Source organism: Nocardioides sp. YR527 (assembly GCF_900101045.1).
Lineage (GTDB): Bacteria > Actinomycetota > Actinomycetes > Propionibacteriales > Nocardioidaceae > Nocardioides.
In genome coordinates, this window is the sequence record NZ_FNFN01000002.1 from 403036 (window position 1) to 428989 (window position 25954).

Genomic DNA, 25954 nt, shown 5'->3' on the forward strand with positions numbered 1-25954 from the left:
AGCACCGGCGAGAAGCCGCACGTGCTGGTCGTCGACGACGACAAGGCCGTGCGTGAGTCGCTGCGCCGGTCGTTGGAGTTCAACGGCTACGTGGTCGCCCTGGCCGGCGACGGCGCCGAGGCGCTCGCCGGCATCGCCAACCACGACCCCGATGTGGTCGTGATGGACGTGATGATGCCCCGCCTCGACGGCATCGAGGCCACCAAGGCGCTCCGAGCCGCCGGCAACGACGTACCGATCCTGGTGCTGACCGCTCGCGACGCCGTCGGCGACCGGGTCGACGGACTGGACGCGGGGGCCGACGACTACCTCACCAAGCCGTTCGCGCTCGAGGAGCTCCTGGCTCGGCTGCGCGCGCTGCTGCGCCGGGCGGCCCCGGTCGGAGAGGACGACGAGGAGACGCTGCACTTCGCCGACCTGTCCATGAACACCACCACCCGCGAGGTGACCCGGGGCGAACGCGCCATCGAGCTCACCCGCACCGAGTTCACGCTCCTGGAGATGTTCCTGCGCCGGCCCCGCCGCGTACTCGATCGGTCGTTCATCCTCGAAGAGGTCTGGGGCTACGACTTCCCGACCACGGCCAACTCGCTCGAGGTCTACGTCGGCTACCTGCGCCGCAAGACCGAGGCGGAGGGTGAGACCCGGCTGATCCACACCGTACGCGGCATCGGCTACGTCCTGAAGGAGCCGTGAGCAGCGCCGTGACCACGCCGGCATCCAGCTCGCGCTACCGCGGCTCTCTGGCGGGCCGGGTCACTCTGCTGACAACTCTCGCGGTCGCCGGTTCGATCGCGCTGATCGCGGTCGGGCTCTACTTCGTCGTACGCATCCAGCTGCAGGCCAACATGGATGAGTCGCTGCTCAAGCGGGCCACCTCCGCCGCGGCCAACACCGCGTCGATCCAGGACGCACGAACAGGCGCGGCCTTCCCGACCTGGGTACTCAACGCCGGCGACATCCAGGTCGCGGAAGTCGACGACTCCCACAACTACTGGTCGCCGACGCTGGGCACGTTCCCACGACCCGGCGTGCCGGAGGAGGCGGTGGCCAAGCGCGAGGCCAAGCAGTCGGTCCGTACGGTCTCCACCAAGGTAGGCGTCTTCCGGGTCGTGACCGTCCCGATCCCCGACAGCAACTCCGCGCTGATGCTCGCGCAGTCACTGGGGCCGCAGCAGGAGATGTACAAGCGACTAGGGCTCGTCGTGCTCTTCTTCGGCGCGGCCGGTGTCGTCGCCGCAGCGTTCGCGGGCTGGCTCGTGGCAGCGGGCGGACTGCGGCCGGTGAGGCGGCTGACCGCCTCGGTCGACCGGATCGCGACGACCGAGGACCTCACCCCGCTCCCGGTCGAGGGGGACGACGAGATCGCCCGGCTGGCCACGTCGTTCAACCGGATGCTGTCCGCCGTCTCCGCGTCCCGGGACCGGCAGCGACAGCTGGTGGCGGACGCCTCGCACGAGCTGCGTACGCCGCTGACCTCGCTCCGCACCAACGTCGAGCTCCTCACCCAGGCCGACGCCTCGATCTCGGGCGAGCAGCGGGCCGACCTGCTGGGCGACATCCGGGCCCAGATCGAGGAGCTCACCAACCTGATCGGAGATCTCGTCGAGCTGGCCCGCGACGCGCCGGCCGAGCCGACGCTGGAGACACTGGACCTCTCCGAGGTCGTGGACCGGGCGATCTCCCGGGTGCGGCTGCGCGCACCGTCGGTGACCTTCACCGAGGAGATGGCACCCTGGTGGGTCATGGGCGATGCCAGCTCGCTGGAGCGTGCGGTCACCAACCTGCTCGACAACGCCGCCAAGTGGTCGCCCGAGTCGGGCACGGTGCACGTCTCCCTCCACGCCGGCGTGCTCAACGTCGACGACGAGGGACCGGGCATCGCCGAGGACGACATCCCCTACGTCTTCGACCGGTTCTACCGCTCGACCGAGGCCCGTTCGATGCCCGGTTCCGGGCTCGGCCTCGCTATCGTCCGGCAGGTCGCCGAGCGCACCGGCGGATCGGTCTCAGCAGCCCGTTCCCCGCACGGTGGCGCACGGATGACCATGCGACTGCCCGGCTCGGCCTCTCCTCGGCCGACCGAAACGCCCACGCCTGTGTTGAACGATTGAGGGTTGAACTCTTGAAGTACGCCGTCCTCGCGCCCGCTCTGCTGGCGCTGCTCTCCCTCGCTGCCTGTGGAGCCGAGGACCCCGCCGATCCGGCAGCCGCCGCCTCCGCGTCGGCCTCGGGGGATGCCTCCAAGGAGACGTTCAACCCGTGCGACGGGCTCGACATCGCCCCCGTCGAAAAGGCCCTCGGCGCCCAGCTCCGCGTCGAGAAGGGCACCTCGGCGGCACCCCGCTGCGCATTGCTTCCCGAGGAGTCGGGCGGGACCGCGTACGAGCTGAACTACCTGCCCTTCGACGGCACCCTCGCGGAAGCGTGGAAGACCATGGACGTGAAGTCCAAGGAGGTCAGCGAGCCCGAGGTCAAGGGCGCCGAGGACGCCCGGCTGGTCAAGCAGCAGGGCGTCAACTCGTACGCCGTCACCGGCTTCGTCCAGAACGGCACCCTGATCCAGAGCTTCAACTCCGTCGACCTGGAGCCGTACGACGGCGACGCCATGGATCGCGCCGCCCAGGCCCTCCTCGAGCAGCTGAGCGCCAACGCCCCCTAGCCGAGACGTCAGCCCCGTCGGCCGAGGCGTCACGCGCGCTGGCCGACACGTCACCTGCCTGCCAACTCGGCCGACCGGAGTGACGCCTCGGCCGGCATTCGCGCCCGCTCGGCTAGGGCTTCTTCGTCTCGCGCCAGGAGCGCTCGAAGGGGAGGCGCCAGGCGTGGGGGGCGATCAGCTGGTGGATCGAGTTGGGGCCCCAGGAACCAGGGGCGTAGAGGCGTACGGGCGGAGGGTTGTCGAGGAGCGGCTGGGAGATCTCCCAGAGCGTCTCGATGCCCTCGGCGGTGGTGAACAGCGTGTGGTCGCCACGCATGGCGTCGTGGATGAGGCGTTCGTACGCCTCGAGGACGCCGGTCGAGGAGCTCGTCTCCTGGGTGGCGAACTGCATGGAGAGCTTCTCCAGCTTCATGCCGGGCCCGGGGCGCTTGCCGTAGAACGACAGCGACATCTTCGACTGGTCGGCGAGGTCGAAGGTGAGGTGGTCGGGGCCCTGGGTGCCGGCGCCGGAGTTGGCCGGGAACATCGTCAGCGGCGGCTCCTTGAACGCGATCGAGATGATCCGCGCGCCCTCGGCCAGCTTCTTCCCGGTGCGCAGGAAGAACGGCACGCCTGCCCAGCGCCAGTTGTCGATGATCACCTTCATCGCGATGAAGGTCTCGGTGTCGGAGTCGTCGGCGACCTCGTTCTTGCCGCGGTAGCCGGAGTATTGACCACGCACCACGTTGCGCGGGTCCAGCGGCCGGATCGACCGGAAGACCTTGTTCTTCTCCTCGCCGATCGGGTCGGGAGCCAGCGAGGTCGGCGGCTCCATCGCCATGAACGCCAGCACCTGCATCAGGTGGGTCACGACCATGTCGCGGTAGGCGCCGGTGCTCTCGTAGAACGCGGTGCGTCCCTCCAGGCCCAACGTCTCGGGGATGTCGATCTGGACGTGGTCGATGAAGTTGCGGTTCCAGATCGGCTCGAAGAGTCCGTTGGCGAAGCGGAAGGCCAGGATGTTCTGCGCGGCCTCCTTCCCGAGAAAGTGGTCGATCCGGAAGATCTGATCCTCGGAGAAGACCTCGTGGATCTTCGCGTTGAGCTCCTTGGCCGACTCGAGGTCGGTGCCGAAGGGCTTCTCCATGATGATCCGGGCGCGCTCGACGAGGTCGGCCTCCTCGAGCTGGCGGATCACGTCCTGAGCGGCCTTCGGCGGGACGCTGAGGTAGTGGAGGCGGCGCACGTCGCTGCCGAGCCCCTGGAGCTTCTTCTCGGCGAGCTTCACCGCGTCGGCAAGCGCGTGCGGACCCTCCTTGGTCGAGACGTAGGAGAGCATCCCCCCGAACGCCGCCCAGCGCTCGTCGGTGATGTCGCCCTTGCCGAACTCCTCGCACGCCTCGCGAGCGAACTCGATGAACTGCTCGTCGGAGAGATCCTCCAGCGATGTGCCGACGATCTGGGCATCCGTCATCAGCCCGGCCTCGTTGAGTCTGAGCAGGCCAGGAAGGAGTTTGCGGCGCGCCAGATCACCCGTCGCACCGAAGAGCACGATCACATGTGGCAGCGCTTTGTCATCGATGGTCGCCATGATGAGTCCACGGTAGTCCTCGTTTTATGAACGATCCAATAGACAACGGGCCGCCGTCTCAACGTGTCGCCGTCTTTTCACCTGTTTGATCATCTGCCGAGGGAAGCGCGCACCCGATCGGCCTTCAACCGCGCCTCGGCGGCCTCCTCGGCGACGTCGGATCTGACCGTGATCCCGCCTCCCGTGCCGATCTGCCAGGTGTGGGTGTCGTGGGTCGTCAGCGTGCGGATGACGACGCCCAGATCGGCCGGCCCGTCGCCGGAGATCCAGCCGAAGGCACCGGCGTACGCCGCCCTCGGCCCGCCCAGCTCGCGCTCGGCGCGCTCGATGACCTCCATCGTGCGCAGCTTGGGCGCACCGGTCATCGAACCGGCGGGGAAGAGCCTGCGCAGCGCCTCGATCGTGGTGATCTCGTCGTGGAGGTGTCCCCTGACCGTGGTGACGAGCTGGTGCACGCTCTCGTAGGACTCCACCTCCATCAGCCCGGGCACCTCCACGGTCCCCGGCTCGCAGACCATCGCCAGGTCGTTGCGGAGCAGGTCCGTGATCATCAGGTTCTCGCTGCGGAGCTTCGGATCGGTCCGCAGCAGCTCCGCGTTGGCGGCATCCTCCTGTGCGGTGGCGCCGCGCGGGGTCGTGCCCTTGATCGGCCTCGTCTCGATCGTGCGGTCGGCGTCGATGACGGCGTACCGCTCCGGGCTCGAGCTCAGCAGCCACGCTCGATGGTTCGCGAGGTCGTGCTGGAGGAACCCTGCGTACGGCGCGGGGTTGATGCTCCGGAGCCGCAGATAGGTCTCCACCGGGTCGGCCTCGACGTCGACCGTGGTGCGGTAGGTCAGGTTCGCCTCGTAGGTGTCGCCGGCCCGGAGGGCTACTTGGACCTGTTCGAAGGCGGCAGCGTAAGCCGGAGGGACTGTGTTGGTCTCGACACGCTCGGCCGCAGGCGGCCTCGCGGCTCGACCAGCGGAGCCGCTGGGCGGAGGCGTGTCGAGACCAACAGAGTCGTGATCGAAGAGGCGCACGTGCGTCGGCCTCATCCAGACCGCATCCGGAACGTCGCCGGACGGAGCGGCGGGGAGGTCGGGGCGGCAGGCGTAGCCGAGGTAGCCGAACCACTGCTCCCCCGGGCCGACCTCACGCTCCAGGACCTGCCAGATGTCGTCGCCGACCACCTCGGACCGGCCGCCGGCGTGGCGCCGCACCTCGCGGCGCGAGGCGGAGTACGTCAGCGAGACGTCGTCGTCCTCCAGCCAGCCGATCAGGGACCGGGTGCCCGACCACTCGCGCGCGCCGCCGCCGTCGAGCCAGACGCAGCGGGGGTGGGCGGCGGCGACCTCGGCGAAGAGGTCCTCGACGCTCATCGTGGCTCCGGTCGACCCAAGAAGTTGGCGACCATCGCCGCCCCGTGCTGGGAGAGCACCGACTCGGGGTGGAATTGGACGCCCTGGAGCGGCAGCTCACGATGACGTACGCCCATCACGACCCCGTCCTCGGAACGGGCCGTCACCTCCAGGACATCGGGGATCGAGACCGCGGCCAGGGAGTGGTAGCGGACCGCCTCGAGCGGCGACGGGATGCCCGCGAAGACTCCCCGCCCGTCGTGCGTCACCCGGGCCACCTCTCCGTGGGCCGGCTCGATCCGGTCGACGACGCCGCCGTAGGCGGTCACCAGCCCCTGCATGCCCAGACAGACCCCGAGGACGGGCCGCCCCGCGTCCAGGAGTACGTCCCGCCCGACCGCGAAGTCCGCCGGCTCGGCAGGGTGGCCGGGCCCGGGCGAGAGCACCACATGGGTGTAGCCGGCCAGGTCCCCGAGCTTCACCTCGTCGTGCTCGACGACGTCCGGCATCTCACCGCTGACCTGGGCGATCATGTGGACGAGGCTCCACACGTAGGAGTCGTGGTGATCGACCACCACCACCCGCGCGCTCATTGTGCGAGCAGATCGCTGACGACGTCGTGGATGAGGTCGTAGCCGCGCTCGGTGAGGACCGACTCCGCGTGGAACTGGATACCGGCGTAGTGGGGCCCGGAGATGGCGTGGATGTCACCCGACTCGGGATCAGCATCGACCGACACCCCCGCGGGCAGCTCGGTGGATCCCACCCGTCCGACGAAGGTGTTGTAGAAGCCGACCCGCTCGCGACGCGGCCGCCCGCCGAACCCGAGACCGACCCGGGTCTGGGTGCCCTGGAAGACGATGTCCTTGTAGTGCAGCCCGATCCCGAGCTGGTGGCACAGCGCCTGGTGGCCGAGGCAGACCGCCAGGAACGGCTGCTCGGTCTCGAGCAGCGACGCGACCGCAGCACGCAGCTTGGCCATCTTCGGGTCGGAACCGTCGCGCGGGTCGCCCGGTCCGGGCCCGACGATGACGAGGTCAGCGCCCGCGAAGGCACCGTCCTCGTAGTCCTCGTGCCGGACGACCGACGAGGTCATCCCGAGCACCCGGAGGACGTGGCGCAGCATGCGTACGAAGTCGTCCTCGCCGTCCAGGATCACCGCGTGCTTGCCGGCGAGGTGGGCCGAGGGCTCCTCGTCGGCCTGGTCGGTGAGCCAGAACGACGACAGCCGGCGGTTGCGGGCGGCCAGGGTCAGCAGCAGGTCCTCGTCGTTGACCAGCTCGGAGACGTCCTGGGCGAGCGCGGGCGCGGCCGGCACCAGTCCGAAGGCGGACAGGATCCCGCCGGCCTTGGCATGCGTCTCCGCGACCTCGTAGACGGGGTCGGAGTCGCGCACCAGCGTCGCTCCGGCGCTCACCTTGAGTTGGCCGTCGACCGAGACGTCAGCGGTGCGGATCACGATCGGCGAATCGACCGTCGGCGCACCGGACTCGTCACGGCCGAGCAGCGCGAGGGCGGCGCCGTAGTAGCCACGGCCCTCCGGCTCGTACTTCTTGATCAACCGGCAGGCGTTCTCCACCGGCGATCCGGTGACGGTGGCGGCGTACATCGTGTCGCGCAGGATCTCGCGCGGGTCCCGCGCCGAGCGACCCGCCAGCAGGTACTCGGTGTGGATCAGCCGCGACATCGGCTTCAGGAACGGCCCGAGCACCTGGCCGCCCTGGTCGCAGATGTCGCACATCATCTTGAGCTCCTCGTCGACCACCATGAAGAGCTCGTAGACCTCCTTCTGATCCGTCAGGAAGTCGGTCAGCTGCCCCTTGAGGTCGTGCGCGATCTTCTCCGGCGTTCCCTCGAGATCACGCGGCAGCCGGAACGTGCCGGAGATCGGGTTCATCCGGACGTCGCCGCCGTGGACGCTCACGTGCCGCTCCGGCGAAGCGCCGATGAGGTAGCGGTCGCCGGTGAAGAAGCAGTAGGTCCAGTACGCCCCACGCTCGCGCTCCAGAAGACGACGCAGCACGGTGAGCGCGCGGTCGTGGTTCCAGTCGTCGAGCTGGGCCCGGTAGTGGCGGCCGATCACGAAGTTGGCGCCCTCGCCCTGGCCGATCTCGTCCTCGATGACGGTCTTGACCAGGTCGGCATAGGTGTCGTCGTCGACGTCGAACCCGCCGCGGTCCACGAACTCCACGGGGACGTCGGGAAGCGCCTCGATCACCTCGGCGACGGAGAACTCCCACTCGCGCTCCACGTCGACGACCACCAGCGGGGTGCCGTCGTCGTGAGCCTCGAAGCCGCGCTCGCTCACCTGCCGGAACGGCACCGCGAGCAGTCGGTCGGCCACCTTCCCCGGCTCCGGGGTGCCCTCCTCGAGAGGTACGTCGAGCAGCGACTCGACCACGGACCGGGTGCCTGCCAGCATGCCGACCGTGTCCCGGTCACCCGCCCGCGAGGAGCGGCGGATGATCGCCCACGCCTCGTGCCCCGTGATCTCCTCGATCGCGGTCTTGGCAGGCGTCTGGGTCGTCATGGGATGAGCCTAATCCGCGCGCTGACGCCGGACCCATTCGATTCGGATGGTGAAAGCGGGTTCCCGTGCAACCCCGCGACGCCCCCGATCCGTTGACAGTGCGTGAGACGTTCCCAAGACGCCGAATTCGAGGCCTTCGTACGCCGCCACCGCGCGCCGCTCGTTGGCACTGCCCGGCTGCTGACCGCCGGCGACGCCCACCTGGCCGAAGACCTGGTCCAGACGACGCTCGTCAAGGTCTATCTGGCCTGGGGACGGGCGTCGCAGCATCCCGCTGCGTACGCTCGCCGGACCCTGGTCAACTGCCTGACCGACCACCGCAGGCGCCCGTTCTTCCGACGGGAGCAGGGCGCGGTCTCGCTGCCCGAGGCCCCGGTCGAGGACCCGGCGATGGTCGATCCCGAACTGGTCGCGGCGCTCGGCGAGCTGCCACCGCGGCAGCGTGCGGCCGTCGTGCTCCGGCACGTCCACGACCTCTCGGTCGACGAGGTGGCCGACGCGCTCAGCTGCTCGACCGGAACCGTGAAGTCCCAGACCGCTCGCGGCCTGGACAAGCTCCGGGCGCTGCTCACCCCCACCCAACTGACAGGAGACTCCCGATGAACGACGTGATCGACCGCCTCGCCCGCCTGACCCCGTCCCCGGCCGCACCGACCGAGGATGCCACCGCCGACCTCCGCCGCGGCCACCGGGCGCTCTCCCGGCGCCGGATCAAGCGCGGCGCCCTCGGCGCGGCCGCCCTGACCCTCGCCGTCGGCGGCGCGTTCGGCGGGATCGCGCTGACCTCCGACAACGGGGACACGCCGACGGTCCAGGCCGCCGACAGCGTACGCCTCGTCGACTACGACGGGACCCAGGTGCCCGGCTACACCGTGGCGAAGGTGCCCGAGGGGTTCGTGCTGCAAGGATCCGACCAGTACGTCCTCGCCGTCGCCCGCCCCGACGACAAGTCCTCCATCAGCGACTTCCAGGACAAGATCGTGGTGACCCTGGAGTCGACCACGTCCGAGACCGAGGACTCGACCGACACCACCGTCGGTGGCCGGCCCGCCACCCTGGTCACCACCCCCGACGGCGCCACCATGCTCAAGTACTCCTACCGCGACTTCACCGTCGTCATCCAGATGTGGAACACCATCCACCTCACCGACGAACAGCTCGTCGAGTTCGCCGAGGGCCTCGAGGTCACCGCGGACGCCAAGCCCTCGGTCGGCTGACCTCTGCCGCGGCCGCTACATCAGTCGGCGCGACGTACCACCCGCGCCGCTAGGCTCCGCGGGTGGCCGTCAACGATCTGAGCAACGACGAGTTCGAGCGTCTCTACGGCCCCTGGGTCTCACGTACGCCGGCCGATGTGGCTGCTCTCTTCGAGGGCTACCCCGGCACTTGGTGGATCGCCGGTGGCTGGGCGATCGAGGCGTTCACCGGCATCGGGCGCGACCACGAGGACACCGACACCTGTGTGCTCCGCAGCGAGTTCGCCGTGCTGCGCAAGCATCTGGCGGGGCGCTTCGACGTATGGGCCGCCGGCACAGCAGCGCTGCGGCCGCTGCTCCCGGACGACGATCCCGACGGCGCCGCGGACGTCGTCCTGTGGGAGACCGAGGGTCAGGTCTGGACGCGGCGGAGCGCTCAGGACCCGTGGGAGTACGACCTGCTGCTCAACCCCGGCACCGCCGACGAGTGGGTCTATCGGCGTGAGGAGTCGATCCGGATGCCGATGTCCGAGGCGGTCTGGGAGCGCGCCGGAATCCGCTATCTCCAGCCCGAGATCCAGCTCCTCTACAAGGCCCCGGGGCTCCGCCCGAAGGACCAGCTCGACTTCGACAACACCGTGCCGCTGCTCGACGACCGTCGGCGTCACTGGCTGCGGCACGCGCTCGAGCAGACCCTTCCGGACCACCCCTGGATAACTGGGCTCTGACCCGTCACCGCTGGTCGAGCCAGCGAGCGGTGTCGAGATCAACACAACCGATCGAGCGCCGAAGGGACTGTGTTGGTCTCGACACGCCTCCGCCTAGCGGCTCCGGCGGCTCGACCGACGAGAGTCCGGTCAGGAGACGGTGGTCAGCAGCTGGGTCGCACGGGTGAGGACGACGTAGAGCGTGGCGCGGCCGGTGGCCGACTCGCGTTCGATCTCGTCGGGGCTGACCACGACGATGCCGTCGAACTCGAGGCCCTTGGTGTCCAGGCCGGTGAGGACGACGATGCGGTCCTCGCCGGACGGCACCGAGGTCGGGTCGGCGGCGGAGGCGGCAGCGCTGGACGCGTCGTCAGCGAACTCGGACCAGGACGCGAGCCACGAGTTGACCTCGGAGCGGCGCGCGACCGGGACGACGATGCCGACGGTGCCGCCGACCTGCGACGCGATCTCGCCGACCGCTTCCCGGGTGGCCTGCTCCAGGTCGACCGCGTGCTCGATGACCTGCGGCTCGACGCCGGTGGAGCGGACCGCGGTGGGTAGGTCGGCGTCGAGCCCGACCCGCTCGGCGTAGGCGGCGGCGAAGCCGTAGATCTCGGCAGAGTTGCGGTAGTTCGTGGACAGGTGGAACGCGTGCACCGGCTTGCCCTCGAGCGCCTTGGCCCGGGCGGCCTCGGCCTCCTCCGCCACCGGCCACGAGGACTGGGCGGGGTCGCCGACGATGGTCCATGAGGCCGTACGTCCCCGGCGTCCGACCATCCGCCACTGCATCGGGGTGAGGTCCTGGGCCTCGTCGATGAGGATGTGGGCGAACGGGTCGTCGTCGATCCGGTAGGTCGGCGGGCGCCAGCCCCGGCCCGAGGAGAACTCGCGGTCGGAGGCGGTCATCAGCTCGGCGATGTCGATGCCGCTCTGGTCGGCGTCCCGCTCGTCGGCGACCTGCTCGGGGATGTCGCCGATCGCGTAGCGGAGCTCGTCGAGCAGCGGAATGTCCTCGATGGCCAGGTCGGCGTCGGTCAGGCCCCGGCCGGCCCACGACTTGAGGAGCAGCTGCTGCTCGTCGTGGGTCAGGACTCCCTCGGAGACGCGAGCGAGGAGCTCCGGGTCACGGAGCCAGCCGAGCACCTCGCGCGCCTCCAGCGCCGGCCACCAGGTGGCGGCGAACTCCAGGAATGCGGGGTTGTCGAGCATCTCGTCGTTGAAGACCTCGCGGCCTCGCTCGCGGCCGCGCTCGCCGCGTACCTGACGCCAGAGGATGTCGAGAAGCAGCTGGGGTACGCGGCGGAGCTGCTGGTTGCGCCGACCCTGCCCCATCAGCTGTCGCCGCAGGTCACCGAGGCGCTTGCCGTCCAGTCGCAGCGAGTCGTCACGGTAGAAGACCTTGAACTCGCGCGGGGAGCCCGGCGCCTGCTGGCGCGAGGCACGGCGCAGCACCTCGGCCATCCGGACCGAGCCCTTCACGTCGGCGACGGCGGGGTCGTTGTGCCACGTCGCGCGTACGCCGTCCACGACCTCGCCCAGCGAACGCAGCGCCACCGCGGTCTCACCGAGGCTCGGCAGTACGCGTTCGATGTAGCGCATGAAGACGCCCGACGGGCCGACGATGAGCACGCCACCGGACTCGTAGCGGCGACGTTCGGTGTAGAGCAGGTAGGCGGCCCGGTGGAGGGCCACCACGGTCTTGCCCACGCCAGGACCGCCGGAGATCGTCGTGACACCCTTGCCGGGCGCGCGGATGGCCTTGTCCTGCTCGGCCTGGATGGTCGCGACGATGGAGTGCATCGTGCGGTCCCGGGCGCGGCTGAGCTGGGCGATCAGCGCGCCCTCGCCGACGATCGGCAGGTCCGCGCCGGAGCTCTCCAGCGCCTCGGCGTCGAGCAGCTCGTCCTCGACGCCGATCACGCTCTGCCCCTCGGAGCGGAGCACCCGCCGCCGGATCACCGACCTCGGCTCGACCGCGGTGGCCTGGTAGAACACCGCTGCCGCCGGCGCCCGCCAGTCGATCAGCAGCGAGTCACGCTCGGCGTCGCGCAGACCGATGCGGCCGACGTAGCGCGGCTCGGGGTCGACCGACGGGTCGAGGTCGAGGCGGCCGAAGACCAGCCCCTCGTGAGCGGCGTCGAGCTGCGCGATGCGTCGCGCCGCCTGGAAGGCGAACGCGTCGCGCTCGACCAGACCGCCCTCATGCCCCAGGCGTCCACGGTCTCGGCCCTCTGCGGCCAGCTCCTGCGCAGCGCGCGCCGACTCCCCCAGCTGGAGGTAGACACGATCTACGAACCCCTGCTCCTGAGCGATCTCGCGCTCAGCCAGCTTGTCGTTCAACTGGATGTTCCCCCGTCACAAAGATCCACACCCGCCGTGCGCCCCCCATGGCGCACGGCAAGGAGGTAACTCTACCCCCGACGTGGTGTTATGCGGGCACGGGTGCCGCCAATCGGCTACCGCTTACGAGACAGGAACGCGGTCATCGCCTCGCGGGCCTCGTCGGAGCCGAAGAGGCGGGCGGAGAGGGCGGCCATCTCCTCGCCTCCGGCGTCGATGTGCTCGACCAGGCCGCGGACCATGAGGCGCTTGGTCTCGCGCAGGCCCTGGGGGGAGCCCTCGAGGAGCGAGGAGGTGATGGCGGAGACCTCGTCGTCGAGCGACTCGGCAGGGACGGCGGCGGTCAGGATGCCGATGCGGGCGGCCTCCGCGGCGTCGAACTTGTCGCCGGTGAGGAAGTAGCGGGAGGCGGCGCGGGAATCGATCCGGGGCAGGATCGAGAGGGAGATCGCGGCGGGGGCGAGACCCAGTCGGACCTCGGTGAGCGCGAACGAGACGGTGTCGGCGGCGATCGCGATGTCGGCGGCGGCCACGAGCCCGAGACCGCCGGCGCGCACGGGTCCCTGGACCTTCGCCACGACGGGCTTGGTCAGGGCGACGATGGTGCGCTGGAGAAGTACGATCCCGCGGGTGCCTTCCTCCATCGGCACCGTCGCGGCCTCGGAGAGGTCGGCGCCGGAGCAGAAGACGGTGCCGGTTGCCTGGAGCACGACCGCCTTGACCGAGGTGTCCTTGTCGGACGCGTGCAGCGCCTCGAACAGCTCGGTGACGAGCCGGCGGGAGAGCGCGTTGCGGTTGGCCGGCGAGTCGAGGGTGATGGTGGCGACACCGTCGGCGACCTCGAGGTGGACGAGCTCTGCGTTGGTTTCTGGCGACTCAGTCATGGGGCAGACCTTACGGTGATTGACTGGACCTGTGGACCCGGTCCTCGATGCGTTCGCCGCCATCCCCCGGGAGGGCTTCCTCCCACCCGAGGAGCGTGGCTTCGCGGGCTTCGACGAGCCGCTTCCGATCGGGCACGGGCAGACCAACTCGCAGCCGCGAACCGTGGCCGACATGCTGCGACTTATCCAGGTGGAACCGGGCGACAAGGTGCTCGACGTCGGCTCCGGGTCGGGCTGGACCACCGCCCTGCTCGCCTACCTGACCGGTCCCGAGGGCAGCGTCATCGGGGTCGAGCTGGAGCCGTCCCTGGTCAGGTTCGGCCGCCGAAACCTGGCTGCGACCGCCCAGCCGTGGGCTCGCATCGAGAAGGCGAAGCCGGGGGTCCTCGGGTGGCCCCAGGAGGCTGCGTACGACCGCATCCTCGTCTCCGCCGAGGCCGATGCGCTGCCGAACGAGCTGATGGACCAGCTGGCCACGCCCGGTCGGATGGTGGTCCCGGTCGCCGGCCTGATGATGCTGGTCGAACGGAACGAGACCGGCACGGCGCGGCTCAGCGGCCACGGCTGGTATCGCTTCGTGCCGCTCCGCCGGCACCTCTAAGGCGTACGCCGCTCCGGCTCGCCCTCGTCGGGATGCGGCAGCGCGCGCAGCTGGCCCGGCGGCACCGGGGGCGGCGGCTTGGTCGGCGGCAGGGGCTGGCTGAACTCGTCGCGGCGACGGATCTGCCGAGCGGTCTTGCGGAGCCAGGAGGGGTCCATGACGATCTCGTGGCTGTTGCCGTCGGGCCCGTCGAAGGTGACCGCGACCGTCTCGAATCCCTTGTGGCGCTGCATCAGCGCATAGCTCGCGTAGGCGCGGCGGTCGGCCTCGGTCAGCTCGACGTCGTCGGTGAAGAGGGTGAGCAGCGCGCGCGGCCACAGGTGACGTGAGTAGACGACGTTGACCTCGATCGAGATCACCACCATCAGCGCCGCGATGTAGAGGAAGGCGACCAGACCGAGGACCAGCGCGAAGGTCTGGTTCATGCCACGGGTGGCGGCGAGCACGTGCTGGACGAACTCCGCACCGAAGTACTGCAGTACCTGCCACAGCAGCGCGAACGTGAGCGCTCCCGGAAGGGCGTGACCGAGGGCGTGGTCGCGCGTGGTGGCCATCCGGAAGACGACGCAGAGCATGCCGGTGACGATCACGACGGTGCCGAGGATCACCAGCCAGTAGCCGACGTCGACCGCCTTGAACCCGAGGAAGTCCGTACGGCTCAGCACCAACGACAGCGCGGTCACCGAGAGGATGGCCAGACCGCCGGCGGCGAGCATGAGCAGCGACCGGACCCTCAGCAGGATCGGGTTGGGACGGCTGTTGCGCGGCACGGACCAGGCTGTGTTGACCGCGTTCTGCAACGAGAGGCCCAGGCCGAGCGCACCGTAGAGGGCCGTGATCCCACCGATGATGATCGCCCCGGTCGAGCCGGTGAGCTCCTTGCGGCCGAGCTGGTCGCCGATGATCGGGAACTGCGCCAGCGCGGTGTCGAGGACCGCCTCCTGCAGATCCGGGTTGCCCTCCAGCACGAAACCGAGGATCGAGGAGGCGAGCAGCAGGATCGGGAAGACGGCCACGAACGCGTAGTAGGTGATGATCGCGGCGAGGTTGTTGCCCTGGTCGTCCCAGAACTTGTACAGCACGGCCAGCGGGAACGCGACCGGCGGGAACCGGCGCTGAGCCCGATCCATTGCCGTCGCCGCTCCAGCCATAAGGGTCAGGCTAACCCCTGTGCAACCCGATAGATTGAACCTCGGTCAGGTCAGCAGGCCAGCACACTCGAGGAGATGACCCACCAGATGTCCAACTTCGGCCCGCCGCCGGGGCCGCCGCCAGGCGCACCGCAGGACCCCGCTCGTGGACCGCAGCCGCAGGCCCCACCCTGGGCACAGCAGGCGTACGTCCCCTCCGGCCCGCCGCTCGCGACCTGGGTTCAGCGCATGGCCAGTGGTCTCGTGGACGCCGTGCTGCTGGTGCCGTTCTATCTCGTCGCCAGCGTGGGCGGCGGCCTGGCTCGTGAGTCCGGCTTCATCGTCACCGGGCTCGGAGTCCTGGCCATCGTGGCCGGATGGTTCGGCTTCCTCGCCTTCGCGATCTGGAACCAGGTGATCCGGCAGGGCCGCACCGGGCACACGATCGGCAAGCGCCTGCTTCGTATCAAGCTCGTCGGGAAGGACCCCGGGTCGACAGCCGGCGTTCCGCTGACGCTGTTCCGGCAAGCTCTGAACGCGATCGGCTGGGTGCTGATCTTCCTCACCTACTACGGAGGCTTCGCCTTCCTGTTCTTCGGCTCCGTCGTCTGCCTGGTCAACTACCTGTGGCCCTTGTGGGACAGGCGGAGGCAGACGCTCGCCGACAAGCTCGTCGGGACGCTGGTCGTCGGAGAGGCGCGCTCCTAACGGCAGGTGGCTCAGGCGTGTGCGCTGACATTTGGGTTCCGATGTGGCCATACTCGGCCCCATGTCTAACTACGGCCCGCCTCCTGGCGCCCCGCAGGACCCCTCCGGCCAGCCCCTGCCGCCGACGCCGCCGCCGGCGCCGGCCTACGGTCAGCCCAGCGCTCCGCCGCCTCCGCCCGTGCCGGGCTACGGCGCCGCTCCCGCCGCTCCGACCGGCTACAGCGCCGCCCCGGCCGGCTACGGCTATGGCGCCCCGACCCCGCCGTACGCCTCCTGGGGTGCACGTGCGGGTGCCTTCATCATCGACGGACTCGTCGGCGCGGTGGCCATGATCCCGTTCTGGATCGGCTACGGCCTGCTCATCGGCGGAGCCGCCGCGGGTGGCACCTCGGAGTATGACCCGAACACCGGCATGTACACGCCGGCCGGCGAGCCCAACGGGGCCCTCATGGCCATCGGCGGGCTCCTCATGTTCATCGGCTTTCTCGTGAGTCTCGCCTTCCTGTTCTGGAACTACGGCCTGAAGCAGGGCAAGACGGGCTACACGATCGGCAAGGGCGTCCTCGGCATCAAGGTCGTCAAGGAGGCCGACGGCCAGGTCCTCGGCACCTGGTTCTCGATCGGGCGCTTCTTCGTCCACTACCTCGACCAGCTCGCCTGCTACATCGGCTACCTGTGGCCGCTGTGGGACGACAAGCGCCAGACCTTCGCCGACAAGATCCTCAGCACGATCGTGATCATCGAGCCGAAGAAGTAGCACCCGTCGGTCGAGCCGCCGGAGCCGCTAGGCGGAGGCGTGTCGAGACCAACACAGTCCCATCGTGCGCGATAGGCGACCGTGTTGGTCTCGACACGCTCGCTGGCGCTCGCGGCTCGACCGACGTCTAGTAGGACTTCGGGAGTCCCAGGGTGTGCATGGCGATGTAGTTGAGGATCATCTCCCGGCTGACCGGGGCGATCCGGCCGAGACGGGCGGCGACGAGCTGGTTGGCCAGGCCGTACTCGACCGTGAGGCCGTTGCCGCCGTGGGTGTGGACCGCGGCATCGGTGGCGTTGCAGGCGACCTCGCCGGCGGCGTACTTGGCCATGTTGGCGTACTCCCCGGCGCCCGCGTCGTCACCGGCGTCGTAGAGCGCGGCAGCCTTCTGCCACAGCAGACGAGCCTGCTCCAGCTCGATCTTGACCTTCGCGAGCGGGTGCGCGATGCCCTGGTGGGAGCCGATCGGGGCGTCCTTCCAGACCGAGCGGTCCGCCGCGTACGCCACGGCCTTCCCCAGTGCGTAGCGCGCCATGCCGCAGGAGAGGGCGGCGCCCATGATCCGCTCGGGGTTGAGGCCGGCGAAGAGCTGCCAGATCCCGCCGTCCTCGTCGCCGACGAGGGCGTCGGCGGGGAGGCGTACGTCGTCGATGAAGAGGGTGAACTGCTTCTCCGGCGCCTCCCAGGCCATCGGGATGACCTGCTTGGTGAAGCCCTCGGAGTCGGCCGGGACCACGAAGAGGGCCGGCTTGAGCTTGCCCGTCTTGGCATCCTCGGTCCGGGCGACGATGAGGACCGAGTCCGCCTCGTCGACGCCGGAGATGAAGGTCTTCTGGCCGTTCAGCACCCAGTTGTCGCCGTCACGCTTGGCCGTGGTGGTGATCTTGTGGGAGTTGGAGCCGGCGTCGGCCTCGGTGATCCCGAAGGCCATCAGCAGGCTCCCGTCAGCGATGGCGGGAAGCCAGCGCTTCTTCTGCTCCTCGGTGCCGCAGCGGCCGATGATCGAGCCGCAGATCGCGGGGCTGACGACCATCATCAGCAGCGGGGCGCCGGCGGTCGCGGCCTCCTCGAGCACGGCGGCCAGGTCGCTCATGCCACCGCCACCGCCGCCGTACTCCTCGGCGATGTTGACGCCGAGGAACCCGTGGCGGCCCATCTCGAGCCACATCTCGGTCATCTTGCCGCCCTCGCGGGCCTGCTTGGCGACGAAGTCGTGACCGTACTTCCCGGCCAGCTTCGCCACCGCCTCCCGCAGTGCGAGTCGCTCCTCGGGCTCACTGAACGCCGATGCGGTCATGATGTCTCCTCTTCTACGACGGCCAGCACCTCGCCGGCGGCGACCTGGCTTCCTGGTTTGACGTTGATCTGAGCGAGTACGCCGTCGGTGGGCGCGGTCACCGTGTGCTGCATCTTCATCGCCTCCAGGACCAGCAGCGGCTGGCCCTCGGTGACGCTGCTGCCGGCCTCGGCGAGCACGCTGACGACCGATCCCGGCATCGGCGCCAGCAGGCTTCCGGGCTGGGTCTGGGTCGCGGGGTCGGTGAACCTCGGGCGCTTCCGCAGCACGGTGTGCCCGATCGAGGAGTCGACGTCGATCCGGTCCCCGTCGACGGCGATCTCGTACGCCGTCCGCAGCCCGTCACGCTCGAGAACAACCCGGTCCTGATCTGCGTCGATGACCTCGAACCCGTCGATGCGATAGCCCTCGCGGGTGCCGTACCACTCCACGACGAGGCCGTCGTCGCTACCGTCTTCGAAGACCGTTCGCTGCGGGTGGTTGGTGACGTTGCGCCAAGCCACCGGGATGCCCGGCCGCCTGGTCGCCTCCGCCAGCGCGACCGCCGCGGCGACCGAAGCGCCGGGGTCCTCCGTGTGCGGAAGGAATTTTTCTTCCGCGAGAAGAGCCGTGCTGACCTCACCGGACCGGAAGGCCTCCGACCCGAGGATCCCGACCAACTGCTCCCGGTTGGTCACCAGCCCGTGGATCTTGGCCGTACGCAGCACCGAGACCAGTCGGCGGATCGCCGCGTCGCGCGTGGGCGCGTGCACGATCACCTTCGCCAGCATCGCGTCGTAGAAGGTGCTGACCTCGGAGCCCGAGGTGTAGCCGGCATCCACCCTGGCGTCGCCGGAGAACTCCAGCTTCGTCAGGACGCCCGACTGCGGCTGATAGTCGGCGGCCGGGTCCTCGGCATAGAGCCGCACCTCCACCGCATGCCCGTCGACCGCGCTGGTCGAGCTTGCCGAGACCACGTCAGCGGCCCCTTCGGCCACCGCGATCTGCAGCTCCACCAGATCGACCCCGTGCACCAGCTCGGTCACCGGGTGCTCGACCTGCAGGCGGGTGTTCATCTCCAGGAACCAGAACCGCTCCGAGGCGGCGTCGTAGAGGAACTCGACGGTCCCGGCACCGCGGTAGTCGATCGCCGCGGCGGCGTTCCGGGCGGCCTCGTGCAGCGCCGACCGGACAGCGTCCGGCAGCAGCGGGGCCGGGGACTCCTCGACGACCTTCTGGTGGCGACGCTGCACCGAGCAGTCACGCTCGCCGAAGACGGCGACGTTCCCGGCCCCATCGCCGACGACCTGGACCTCGACGTGGCGGCCGGCCTCGACGTACGGCTCGACGAAGACGGTTCCGTCCCCGAAGGCGGACGCGGCCTCGGCCTCGGCCTTGGCGATCTCGGCGCCGAGAGCGTCGAGCGAGCGGACGATCCGCATCCCCCGCCCGCCACCGCCCGCGGAGGCCTTGACCAGCAGCGGAAGGTCGGCCTCGACCGGCGAAGCCGGCGCCTCCAGGACCGGGACCCCGGCAGCGGCCATGATCTTCTTGGCCTCGATCTTGGAGCCCATCTGCTCGATCGACTCGGGCGCGGGTCCGATCCAGACCAGGCCGGCAGCCTCGACGGCGCGGGCGAAGTCGGCGTTCTCCGACAGGAACCCGTAGCCCGGGTGGATCGCGTCGGCACCGGCCACCTTCGCCGCCTCGATGATGAGGTCGGCGCGGAGGTAGGTCTCGGCGGGGGCGTTGCCAGGGAGACGTACGGCATGGTCAGCCTCCGCCACGAACGGCAGGGCCGCGTCGGCGTCGGAGTGCACCGCGACGGTCTCGATCCCGAGCTTGCGGGCGGTACGGAAGACGCGCGAAGCGATCTCGGCGCGGTTGGCGACGAGCAGACGAGAGATGCTGTTTTCGATGGGCACGGCAATCACATCCTGAAGACGCCGAAGTTCATGGCGCCCTCGATCGGTCGGGTGGCGATGGCGGAGAGGCAGAGGCCGAGGACGGTGCGGGTGTCGCGCGGGTCGATGACCCCGTCGTCGTAGCCGAGGCCGGAGAGGAACATCGGCAGCGACTGCTCCTCGACCATCCCCTCGACCATCTCCTTGACGCCCTTGAACCCCTCGGCGTCGAAGACCTCGCCCTTCTTCTCGGCCGACTCGCGGGCGACGATCTCCATCACGCCGGCGAGCTGGGCCGGCCCCATCACCGCGGACTTCGCGGAGGGCCAGGTGAAGAGGAAGCGGGGGTCGTACGCACGGCCGTTCATGCCGTAGTTCCCCGCGCCGTAGGACGCGCCCATGATCACGGTCAGGTGCGGGACGGTGGAGTTGGAGACCGCGTTGATCATCAGGGCACCGTGCTTGATGATGCCGCCCTGCTCGTACTCCGTGCCGACCATGTAGCCGGTGGTGTTGTGCAGGAACAGCAGCGGGACGTCCTTCTGGTTGGCGAGCTGGATGAACTGCGCCGCCTTCTGGGCCTCCTCGCTCATCAGCACGCCGCGGGCGTTGGCGAGGATGCCGATCTCGTAGCCGTGCAGCCGCGCCCAGCCGACGCAGAGGCTCGATCCGTAGAGCGGCTTGAACTCGTCGAACGCCACCTCGTTGTCGGGGCCGGTCCCGTCGACGATCCGCAGGATCGCCTCGCGGGGGTCGAACGGCTCCTTGAGGTCGGTCGGGATCAGGTCGAGCAGGCCGTCGGGGTCGAGCTCGGGCTCGTACGACGCCTTCGGCTCGGGGCCGCGCTTGCGCCAGTTGAGCCGGGCGACGACCCGTCGCGCCTGGCGGATCGCGTCGTGCTCGTCGACGGCGAGGAAGTCGGAGGAGCCGGAGATGCGCGAGTGCATCTCGGCGCCGCCCAGCGACTCGTCGTCGGTGTCCTCGCCGGTGGCCATCTTCACCAGCGGCGGGCCGGCCAGGAAGACCTTCGCCCCCTCCTTGACCATGATCACGTAGTCGCTCATGCCGGGGACGTACGCACCACCGGCCGTGGAGTTGCCGAAGACCACCGAGATGGTCGGCTGCTTGCGGGCGGAGGCCCGGGTCAGGTCACGGAACCCCTTGCCGCCCGGGATGAAGATGTCCTTCTGGGTGGGCAGGTCGGCGCCGCCGGACTCGGTCAGGTTGATCGTCGGAAGACCGTTCTTCTCGGCGATCTCGGCGGCCCGGAAGGAACGCTTGAGGGAGTAGGGGTTGAGCGCCCCGCCCTTCACCGTCGGGTCGTTGGCGACGATCATGCACTCGACACCCTCGACCACACCGATCCCGGTGATGATCGAGCCGCCGACCGGGAAGTCGCTGCCCCAGCCGATCAGCGGCTGGGTCTCCAGGAACGGGCTGCCCTCGTCCAGGAGCAGCTCGATCCGCTCGCGGGCGAGGAGCTTGCCGCGGGCCTTGTGGCGGGCGACGTACTTCTCACCGCCACCTGCCGCCGCCTTCGCGTGCTCGGCGTCCAGGGCGTCGATCTTCTCGAGGAGCGCCTCCCTATTCCCGCTCATCGGTCCAGTCCCAACAGCTTGGCGGCCAGGTCCGTCATCACTTCGGTGGCTCCTCCTCCGATCGGCAGGATCCGGGCGTCGCGGTAGTGCCGCTCGACCTCGGTCCCGTGCATGTATCCCGTCCCGCCATGGAGCTGGACGGCCTGGTCGACGACCCAGGTGCAGGCCTCGACCGCTGTCTGCTTGGCCAGCGCCGCCTCGGCGATCGTGGCCTGGGTCGACCCCTCGCGGTCGTATCTCGCGACCACCGCGTGGGTGTAGGCCTTGGCCACCTCGACCTGCCGGTGCATCTCGACGAGCTTGTGACGTACGACCTGACGCTTGATCAGGGGCTCGCCGAAGGTCTCGCGTTGGCGGCAGTAGTCGAGGGTGAGCGCCAGGCAGCGGGCGGCGGTGCCGTAGCCCTGCACGGCCAGCGCGATCCGCTCGGTCACGAACGCCTCGGCGATGTAGATGAACCCGGCGTTCTCGTCGCCGACGAGGTTGGCCGCGGGGACGCGTACGTCCTCGAAGGCGAGCTCCGCGGTGTCGGAGCAGTGCCAGCCCATCTTGGCGAGCTTGCGGGTGACCGTGAAGCCGGGGGTGTCCTTGTCGATCACCAGCAGGCTGATGCCGCCGGCGCCCTTCCCGCCCGTGCGGACGGCGGTGGTGACGAAGTCGGCGCGACAGCCGGAGGTGATGAACGTCTTGGCACCATTGACGACGAACTCGTCGCCGTCGCGTGTTGCCGTCGTGCGGAGGTGGGAGACGTCGGAGCCGCCGTCGGGCTCGGTGATCGCGAGGCTGCCGATCTTCTCGCCGGCCAGCGTCGGCCTCACGTAGGTGTCGATGAGGTGGGGCGAGCCGTGCTTGGCGATGTGCGGCAGCGCGATCCCGTGGGTGAACAGGCCCGCGAGCAGACCGGAGGAGGCGCCCTCGGACATCAGCCCCTCGGTCACCGCGACGGTGTCGGCGAGCCCGCCGCCCTCACCGCCGGCCTCCTCGGGGAAACCGATCCCGAGCAGACCCTGCTTGGCGGCGGCCTGGTGGAGCTCGCGCGGGATCTCCTGGTTGTCCTCCCACTCCTGCAGGTCGGGGAAGACCTCGCGGCGGGCGAACTCGGCGCCCAGCTGGAACAGGTCGTTGCTCACAGAAGCCCCTCCGGAATGTCCACGAAGCGGCTCCGGGCCCACTCGCCCAGGCCCTTCGCCTGCGGGTCGAACCGCGTCGAGGCGGCCACGCCCTCGCCGAGCAGGTCGTGGATGACGATGTTCACGCCCCGCAGGTGTAGCAGCGGCGTGATGTCGATGGCCAGGTCCTCGGCCTCGGGCAGCAGCTCGCGTACCCACTCCGGGGTGACGGTGTCCAGCAACCATTCGACGGCCGCCTCCGGCCGCCCCTGCGGCACCCAGAGCCCGAGGTTGGCGTCGCCGCCCTTGTCCCCGGACCGGGCATAGACCAGCTCCCCCAGCGCTCGCCGAGACGTCGCTCCCGTCGGCCGAGTGGTCACCTCGCGTGACGTCTCGGCCGACGTACGTGACGCTTCGGCATAGGCGAGGGGAGACGGGACCTCGTAGGTCGAGCCGTCAGGGAGGTGGACGGTCTCGGTGGCGCGGTCGCGCCGGACGTACGCAGCCTTGTAGATCCCGAACGGAGACGGCCGTCCCGGGGGCGCGGTGACATGGAAGCCCGGGTAGGAGGCGAGCGCCAGCTCGATCGCCGGAGCGGTCAGCGCACGGCCGACCGCGTCGGCGTCCGCGGCGCGTGCGGAGAGCCGCAGGATGCAGGCGGCACCCTCCTCGGTCGGGGAGTCCGGCGCGGGGATGCGGTAGGTCGACCAGGTGTAGTCGGGCCCGATCGGCAGCTCGGCGTCGAGCTGGTCACGCAGCCAGGCGGCCTTGGCGTCGATATCGGGGCCGGTGAGCACGAACTCGGCCGAGTTGCGGTAGCCCCCGAGCGAGTTGACCGCGACCTTGAGGGTCGCCGGCGGCGGGGTGCCGGTCACGCCCGTGATCGCCACCCGGTCGATCCCGACTTCCTCGAGCCGGATCGACGTCAGGTCGGTGGTGACGTCGGGACCGAGGTAGAGCGGACCCTGGATCTCGTAGAGCAGCTGCGCGGTGACCGTGTCGACCGTGACCGTGCCGCCGGTCTCGTCCTGCTTGGTGATGATCGAGGAGCCGTCGACGGCGATCTCGGCGACCGGGAAGCCCAGCGGACGCGCCCGAGCCTGCGGCGACATGGTCAGGAAGCCGGAGAAGTTGCCGCCGGTGGCCTGGGTGCCGCACTCGATCACGTGCCCGGCGACCACGGCGCCGGCGAGCTCGTCGTAGGAGTCGCGCTTCCAGCCGTGGTGGGCGATCGCCGGCCCGACGACGACGCTCGCGTCGGTGACGCGACCGGTGACGACGATGTCGGCGCCGGCCTCGAGCGCGTGCGCGATCCCGAAGGCCCCGAGATAGGCGTTGGCGGTCAGGGCGTCGGGGTGGGAGTCGAGCCGGCCTCGCAGGTCGTCGCCGTCGACGTACGCCACCTTGGCGCGGGTCCCGAGCGCCTCGATGGCGGCAGCGAGCCCGGCGGGGTTGAGACCGCCGGCGTTGGAGACGATCTTGACCTCGCGCTGCAGGGCGAGGTCGATGCTGTCGGCGACCTGCCGCAGGAAGGTCTTGGCATAGCCCGTCGACGGGTCCTTGAGGGTGTCCTTGCCGAGGATGAGCATGGTCAGCTCGGCGAGGTAGTCGCCGGTCAGCACGTCGAGCCGACCGCCCTCGAGCATGTCGCGCATCGCCGAGAACCGGTCACCGTAGAAACCGGAGCAGTTGCCGATGGTGATCACTTCTTGGGCCTCCCGTCCCCGGTGGGACCGGCGAACGCCTGGGCGATCGACAGCCACTTCTCGGCATCGTCGCCGGTGGTCTCGAGCGCGGTGTCGTCGCGGTGGATGCGCTGGGTGACAAGGCGGGCGAAGTCGTACGCCGGGCCGCGGACGCTCTGCGCCGCATCCTCGGGCCCCCACTCCCAGACCTCACCGGACGGTGCGGTGAGCGACACCCGGAAGGGGTCGCTCGGCGGGGTCAGGCCGTGCACCCCGTAGGAGAAGTCACGGGTGCGGGTGCCGAGGTGGCAGACGTGCTTGATGCGGTCGCTGGGCTCGTAGGTCAGACCGAGCGCCTCGCGCACGTCCAGCCCGTGGGCCCAGGTCTCCATGAACCGCGCGGTCGCCATCGAGGCCGGCGACATCGGCGGCCCGAACCAGGGCAGCTTCTGCCCGGCCGGGACGTTCGCCAGCGCTCCGGCGAGCTCACCGCGTACGCCGTCCCAGTGCTCCAACAGGTCCGTCGCCGGCATCGTGGCCAGCGCCAGCGCAGCCTCGTCGACGTAGCCCTCGGGATTCTTGAGCGCCTCGGTGACCAGCCCGTCCCACGCGGTCGCGTCACCTGCCACCCACTCGGTCGCGGCGAGCGCGGCCTCGTCGGTCCAGGCCAGGTGAGCGATCTGTGCGGCGACGTCCCAGCCCGCGGCGGGCGTCGCCTCCCGCCAGCCCGACTCACTCAGGCCCGCCACCACCTGACGTAGCTCGAACCCCTCCATGGAGAGGTCCTCGAGAAGGTCATCCAGCAGGCTCATCGCAGCTCTCTTTCCAGGACCTCGGCCCAGTGATCGAGGATCCGCTCGCGTCGAGCGGCGTCGTCGGTAATCGTGTCAGCCAGAGCCAGGCCGCGGACGAGATCGAGCGTGGCCTGCACGAGCTCGCGCACCCCAGGCTTCGACTCGTCCACGTCGAGCAGCTCGACCGTGGCCCGGTGGAGCTCGCGGCCGATCCGCTGCTCGAGCGGACCCACCGCCGCGGCCAGCTGCTCGTCGGTGCGGGCCGCCACCCACAGCTCCAGGGCAGCGGCGAAGACCGGGGAGGTGACCTGCTCGGCGAGCATGGCGAGCACGTGCCGCGTACGCTGCCCGCCCTCGGGAAGCGCTCCGGCAGCCTCCTTCAGCGCCTCGCCCCGGGCCTCGGTGATGTGCTCGACCGCAGCCACGACCAGGTCGTTCTTGGCCGGGAAGTGGTGCAGCTGCGCCCCCCGGGAGACCCCGGCACGCTGGGAGACGAGCGTGGTCGAGGTGCCGGCGAAGCCGCGCTCGGCCAGCAGCTCGACGGTGGCGTCGAGGAGACGGGTCCGCATCGCGCGGGTGCGCTGTTCCTGAGGTACGCGGGTGGCCTGGCTCACAGGCACGCACTCTGCCGCGCCAGAAACAAACAGTCAACCCTGACTGTATATTTCTGAGACGACGTCGCGACAGGCGGAAGCGGAACGTCCGGAACCGCTCGTAACGTCGGTCCCATGGCTATCGCACGCACTCCTCAGTGGGTCATCGACTGTCCCGACACGGCAGCCCTGGCCACCTTCTACGCACAGCTCCTCGGATGGGAGTCAAAGGTCGACGACGACGGCGGCTGGGCCAGCGCCTGGGGCGACGGCGGATCGCTCGACTTCCAGCGCGTCGACAACTACCAGGCTCCGAAGTGGCCCGGCCAGGACGTACCTCAGCAGACGCATCTCGACGTCACCGTCGACGACCTCGACAAGGCCGAGGCCGAGGTCCTCGCGATCGGCGCCACCAAGCACGAGGTCCAGCCGGGCGAGTCCTTCCGCGTGTTTCTCGACCCCGCCGGCCACACCTTCTGCCTCTGCCGGGCCTGAGCCGAGACGTCACGTACGCGGATCGAGTCGGCACGAACATGCCAACTCGATCCGCGGGAGTGACGCCTCGGCCGA

General features: G+C 69.8%; 24 protein-coding genes. 10 read left to right on the forward strand and 14 right to left on the reverse strand.

From position 1 onward, the window contains the following. Nucleotides 1-21: 21 nt before the first annotated feature. Genes BLT25_RS06390 through BLT25_RS06400 form a run of 3 tightly spaced genes read left to right on the forward strand, consistent with a single transcriptional unit; the run spans nt 22 to nt 2662 of the window. Entirely contained in the window at nt 22-696 is a 675-nt protein-coding gene (locus BLT25_RS06390; protein ID WP_091044290.1) for a response regulator transcription factor, read from the forward strand. Beyond that, nucleotides 693-2114 carry a HAMP domain-containing sensor histidine kinase gene (locus BLT25_RS06395; RefSeq protein WP_256328471.1) on the forward strand — a complete coding sequence of 474 codons (1422 nt, stop codon included), beginning with the start codon at nt 693-695 and terminating at the stop codon, nt 2112-2114. The genes BLT25_RS06390 and BLT25_RS06395 overlap by 4 nt, the downstream gene beginning before the upstream one ends. Before the next feature lie 11 nt (nt 2115-2125). Continuing rightward, nucleotides 2126-2662 carry a hypothetical protein gene (locus tag BLT25_RS06400; protein WP_091043367.1) on the forward strand — a complete coding sequence of 179 codons (537 nt, stop codon included), beginning with the start codon at nt 2126-2128 and terminating at the stop codon, nt 2660-2662. A gap of 112 nt (nt 2663-2774) precedes the next feature. Here the strand turns inward: BLT25_RS06400 and zwf are convergent, their stop codons facing one another. From zwf to BLT25_RS06420, 4 genes are all read right to left on the reverse strand, one after another. After that, nucleotides 2775-4232 carry a glucose-6-phosphate dehydrogenase gene (zwf, locus tag BLT25_RS06405; protein WP_091043369.1) on the reverse strand — a complete coding sequence of 486 codons (1458 nt, stop codon included), beginning with the start codon at nt 4230-4232 and terminating at the stop codon, nt 2775-2777. An 89-nt stretch (nt 4233-4321) separates the two neighbouring features. After that, the gene (locus tag BLT25_RS06410; RefSeq protein WP_091043372.1) at nt 4322-5593 is read right to left on the reverse strand and encodes an anthranilate synthase component I family protein; all 1272 of its coding nucleotides are present in this window, start codon (nt 5591-5593) and stop codon (nt 4322-4324) included. Then, a complete protein-coding gene (locus BLT25_RS06415; protein ID WP_091043373.1) occupies nt 5590-6165 on the reverse strand; it encodes an anthranilate synthase component II in 576 nt (191 codons plus the stop codon). Before BLT25_RS06415 ends, BLT25_RS06410 begins: the two co-directional genes overlap by 4 nt. Beyond that, nucleotides 6162-8102 carry an anthranilate synthase family protein gene (locus BLT25_RS06420; RefSeq protein WP_091043376.1) on the reverse strand — a complete coding sequence of 647 codons (1941 nt, stop codon included), beginning with the start codon at nt 8100-8102 and terminating at the stop codon, nt 6162-6164. Before BLT25_RS06420 ends, BLT25_RS06415 begins: the two co-directional genes overlap by 4 nt. Before the next feature lie 102 nt (nt 8103-8204). Between BLT25_RS06420 and BLT25_RS06425 the strand changes: the two genes are divergently transcribed. The 3 genes from BLT25_RS06425 to BLT25_RS06435 all read left to right on the forward strand — a co-directional run bounded on the left by BLT25_RS06425 (nt 8205) and on the right by BLT25_RS06435 (nt 10026). Further along, nucleotides 8205-8705, forward strand: a complete 501-nt coding sequence (locus BLT25_RS06425) for a SigE family RNA polymerase sigma factor (RefSeq protein ID WP_091043378.1) — start codon at nt 8205-8207, stop codon at nt 8703-8705. Then, a complete protein-coding gene (locus BLT25_RS06430) occupies nt 8702-9319 on the forward strand; it encodes a hypothetical protein (protein WP_091043381.1) in 618 nt (205 codons plus the stop codon). The genes BLT25_RS06425 and BLT25_RS06430 overlap by 4 nt, the downstream gene beginning before the upstream one ends. 62 nt (nt 9320-9381) lie before the next feature. Then, nucleotides 9382-10026 carry a hypothetical protein gene (locus BLT25_RS06435; RefSeq protein WP_091043382.1) on the forward strand — a complete coding sequence of 215 codons (645 nt, stop codon included), beginning with the start codon at nt 9382-9384 and terminating at the stop codon, nt 10024-10026. A gap of 129 nt (nt 10027-10155) precedes the next feature. Here the strand turns inward: BLT25_RS06435 and BLT25_RS06440 are convergent, their stop codons facing one another. After that, nucleotides 10156-12345 (reverse strand): HelD family protein, encoded by a 2190-nt coding sequence (locus BLT25_RS06440; RefSeq protein WP_091043385.1) that lies wholly within the window; start codon nt 12343-12345, stop codon nt 10156-10158. A 116-nt stretch (nt 12346-12461) separates the two neighbouring features. Beyond that, the gene (locus tag BLT25_RS06445) at nt 12462-13229 is read right to left on the reverse strand and encodes an enoyl-CoA hydratase family protein (RefSeq protein ID WP_091043387.1); all 768 of its coding nucleotides are present in this window, start codon (nt 13227-13229) and stop codon (nt 12462-12464) included. A 19-nt stretch (nt 13230-13248) separates the two neighbouring features. On the opposite strand from BLT25_RS06445, the gene BLT25_RS06450 reads away from it, so the two are divergent. Further along, nucleotides 13249-13830 (forward strand): protein-L-isoaspartate O-methyltransferase family protein, encoded by a 582-nt coding sequence (locus tag BLT25_RS06450; RefSeq protein WP_256328472.1) that lies wholly within the window; start codon nt 13249-13251, stop codon nt 13828-13830. Here the strand turns inward: BLT25_RS06450 and BLT25_RS06455 are convergent. Continuing rightward, nucleotides 13827-14960: a YihY/virulence factor BrkB family protein gene (locus tag BLT25_RS06455; protein WP_091043393.1), complete on the reverse strand. Its 1134-nt coding sequence runs from the start codon at nt 14958-14960 to the stop codon at nt 13827-13829. The genes BLT25_RS06450 and BLT25_RS06455 overlap by 4 nt on opposite strands. Before the next feature lie 96 nt (nt 14961-15056). On the opposite strand from BLT25_RS06455, the gene BLT25_RS06460 reads away from it, so the two are divergent. Both BLT25_RS06460 and BLT25_RS06465 read left to right on the forward strand, forming a co-directional pair. Further along, entirely contained in the window at nt 15057-15668 is a 612-nt protein-coding gene (locus BLT25_RS06460; RefSeq protein ID WP_091043395.1) for an RDD family protein, read from the forward strand. A gap of 61 nt (nt 15669-15729) precedes the next feature. Then, complete coding sequence (locus tag BLT25_RS06465) at nt 15730-16425, forward strand: RDD family protein (RefSeq protein WP_091043397.1); 696 nt, start codon at nt 15730-15732, stop codon at nt 16423-16425. A 127-nt stretch (nt 16426-16552) separates the two neighbouring features. Here BLT25_RS06465 and BLT25_RS06470 read toward each other — a convergent pair whose 3' ends face one another. Genes BLT25_RS06470 through BLT25_RS06500 form a run of 7 tightly spaced genes read right to left on the reverse strand, consistent with a single transcriptional unit; the run spans nt 16553 to nt 25405 of the window. Next, nucleotides 16553-17722, reverse strand: a complete 1170-nt coding sequence (locus BLT25_RS06470; RefSeq protein ID WP_091043400.1) for an acyl-CoA dehydrogenase family protein — start codon at nt 17720-17722, stop codon at nt 16553-16555. Next, nucleotides 17719-19626: an ATP-binding protein gene (locus BLT25_RS06475; protein ID WP_256328473.1), complete on the reverse strand. Its 1908-nt coding sequence runs from the start codon at nt 19624-19626 to the stop codon at nt 17719-17721. The genes BLT25_RS06470 and BLT25_RS06475 overlap by 4 nt, the downstream gene beginning before the upstream one ends. A 5-nt stretch (nt 19627-19631) precedes the next feature. Continuing rightward, nucleotides 19632-21203 carry an acyl-CoA carboxylase subunit beta gene (locus BLT25_RS06480; RefSeq protein WP_091043402.1) on the reverse strand — a complete coding sequence of 524 codons (1572 nt, stop codon included), beginning with the start codon at nt 21201-21203 and terminating at the stop codon, nt 19632-19634. Continuing rightward, entirely contained in the window at nt 21200-22333 is a 1134-nt protein-coding gene (locus BLT25_RS06485; RefSeq protein ID WP_091043404.1) for an acyl-CoA dehydrogenase family protein, read from the reverse strand. The genes BLT25_RS06480 and BLT25_RS06485 overlap by 4 nt, the downstream gene beginning before the upstream one ends. Further along, entirely contained in the window at nt 22330-24018 is a 1689-nt protein-coding gene (locus tag BLT25_RS06490; RefSeq protein ID WP_091043407.1) for an acyclic terpene utilization AtuA family protein, read from the reverse strand. Before BLT25_RS06490 ends, BLT25_RS06485 begins: the two co-directional genes overlap by 4 nt. Further along, nucleotides 24015-24809, reverse strand: a complete 795-nt coding sequence (locus tag BLT25_RS06495; protein WP_091043410.1) for a TIGR03084 family metal-binding protein — start codon at nt 24807-24809, stop codon at nt 24015-24017. Before BLT25_RS06495 ends, BLT25_RS06490 begins: the two co-directional genes overlap by 4 nt. After that, nucleotides 24806-25405, reverse strand: a complete 600-nt coding sequence (locus tag BLT25_RS06500; protein ID WP_218131252.1) for a TetR/AcrR family transcriptional regulator — start codon at nt 25403-25405, stop codon at nt 24806-24808. The genes BLT25_RS06495 and BLT25_RS06500 overlap by 4 nt, the downstream gene beginning before the upstream one ends. A gap of 114 nt (nt 25406-25519) precedes the next feature. On the opposite strand from BLT25_RS06500, the gene BLT25_RS06505 reads away from it, so the two are divergent. Beyond that, nucleotides 25520-25879: a VOC family protein gene (locus BLT25_RS06505; protein ID WP_091043414.1), complete on the forward strand. Its 360-nt coding sequence runs from the start codon at nt 25520-25522 to the stop codon at nt 25877-25879. Nucleotides 25880-25954: the final 75 nt, after the last annotated feature.

Bases quoted from the DNA above. Each gene is read 5' to 3' on its own strand.
- zwf (WP_091043369.1), bottom strand. From the start codon at position 4,232: ATGGCGACCATCGATGACAAAGCGCTGCCACATGTGATCGTGCTCTTC.
- BLT25_RS06410 (WP_091043372.1), bottom strand. From the start codon at position 5,593: ATGAGCGTCGAGGACCTCTTCGCCGAGGTCGCCGCCGCCCACCCCCGC.
- BLT25_RS06415 (WP_091043373.1), bottom strand. From the start codon at position 6,165: ATGAGCGCGCGGGTGGTGGTGGTCGATCACCACGACTCCTACGTGTGG.
- BLT25_RS06420 (WP_091043376.1), bottom strand. From the start codon at position 8,102: ATGACGACCCAGACGCCTGCCAAGACCGCGATCGAGGAGATCACGGGG.
- BLT25_RS06430 (WP_091043381.1), top strand. From the start codon at position 8,702: ATGAACGACGTGATCGACCGCCTCGCCCGCCTGACCCCGTCCCCGGCC.
- BLT25_RS06445 (WP_091043387.1), bottom strand. From the start codon at position 13,229: ATGACTGAGTCGCCAGAAACCAACGCAGAGCTCGTCCACCTCGAGGTC.
- BLT25_RS06455 (WP_091043393.1), bottom strand. From the start codon at position 14,960: ATGGATCGGGCTCAGCGCCGGTTCCCGCCGGTCGCGTTCCCGCTGGCC.
- BLT25_RS06460 (WP_091043395.1), top strand. From the start codon at position 15,057: ATGACCCACCAGATGTCCAACTTCGGCCCGCCGCCGGGGCCGCCGCCA.
- BLT25_RS06465 (WP_091043397.1), top strand. From the start codon at position 15,730: ATGTCTAACTACGGCCCGCCTCCTGGCGCCCCGCAGGACCCCTCCGGC.
- BLT25_RS06470 (WP_091043400.1), bottom strand. From the start codon at position 17,722: ATGACCGCATCGGCGTTCAGTGAGCCCGAGGAGCGACTCGCACTGCGG.
- BLT25_RS06480 (WP_091043402.1), bottom strand. From the start codon at position 21,203: ATGAGCGGGAATAGGGAGGCGCTCCTCGAGAAGATCGACGCCCTGGAC.
- BLT25_RS06495 (WP_091043410.1), bottom strand. From the start codon at position 24,809: ATGAGCCTGCTGGATGACCTTCTCGAGGACCTCTCCATGGAGGGGTTC.
- BLT25_RS06505 (WP_091043414.1), top strand. From the start codon at position 25,520: ATGGCTATCGCACGCACTCCTCAGTGGGTCATCGACTGTCCCGACACG.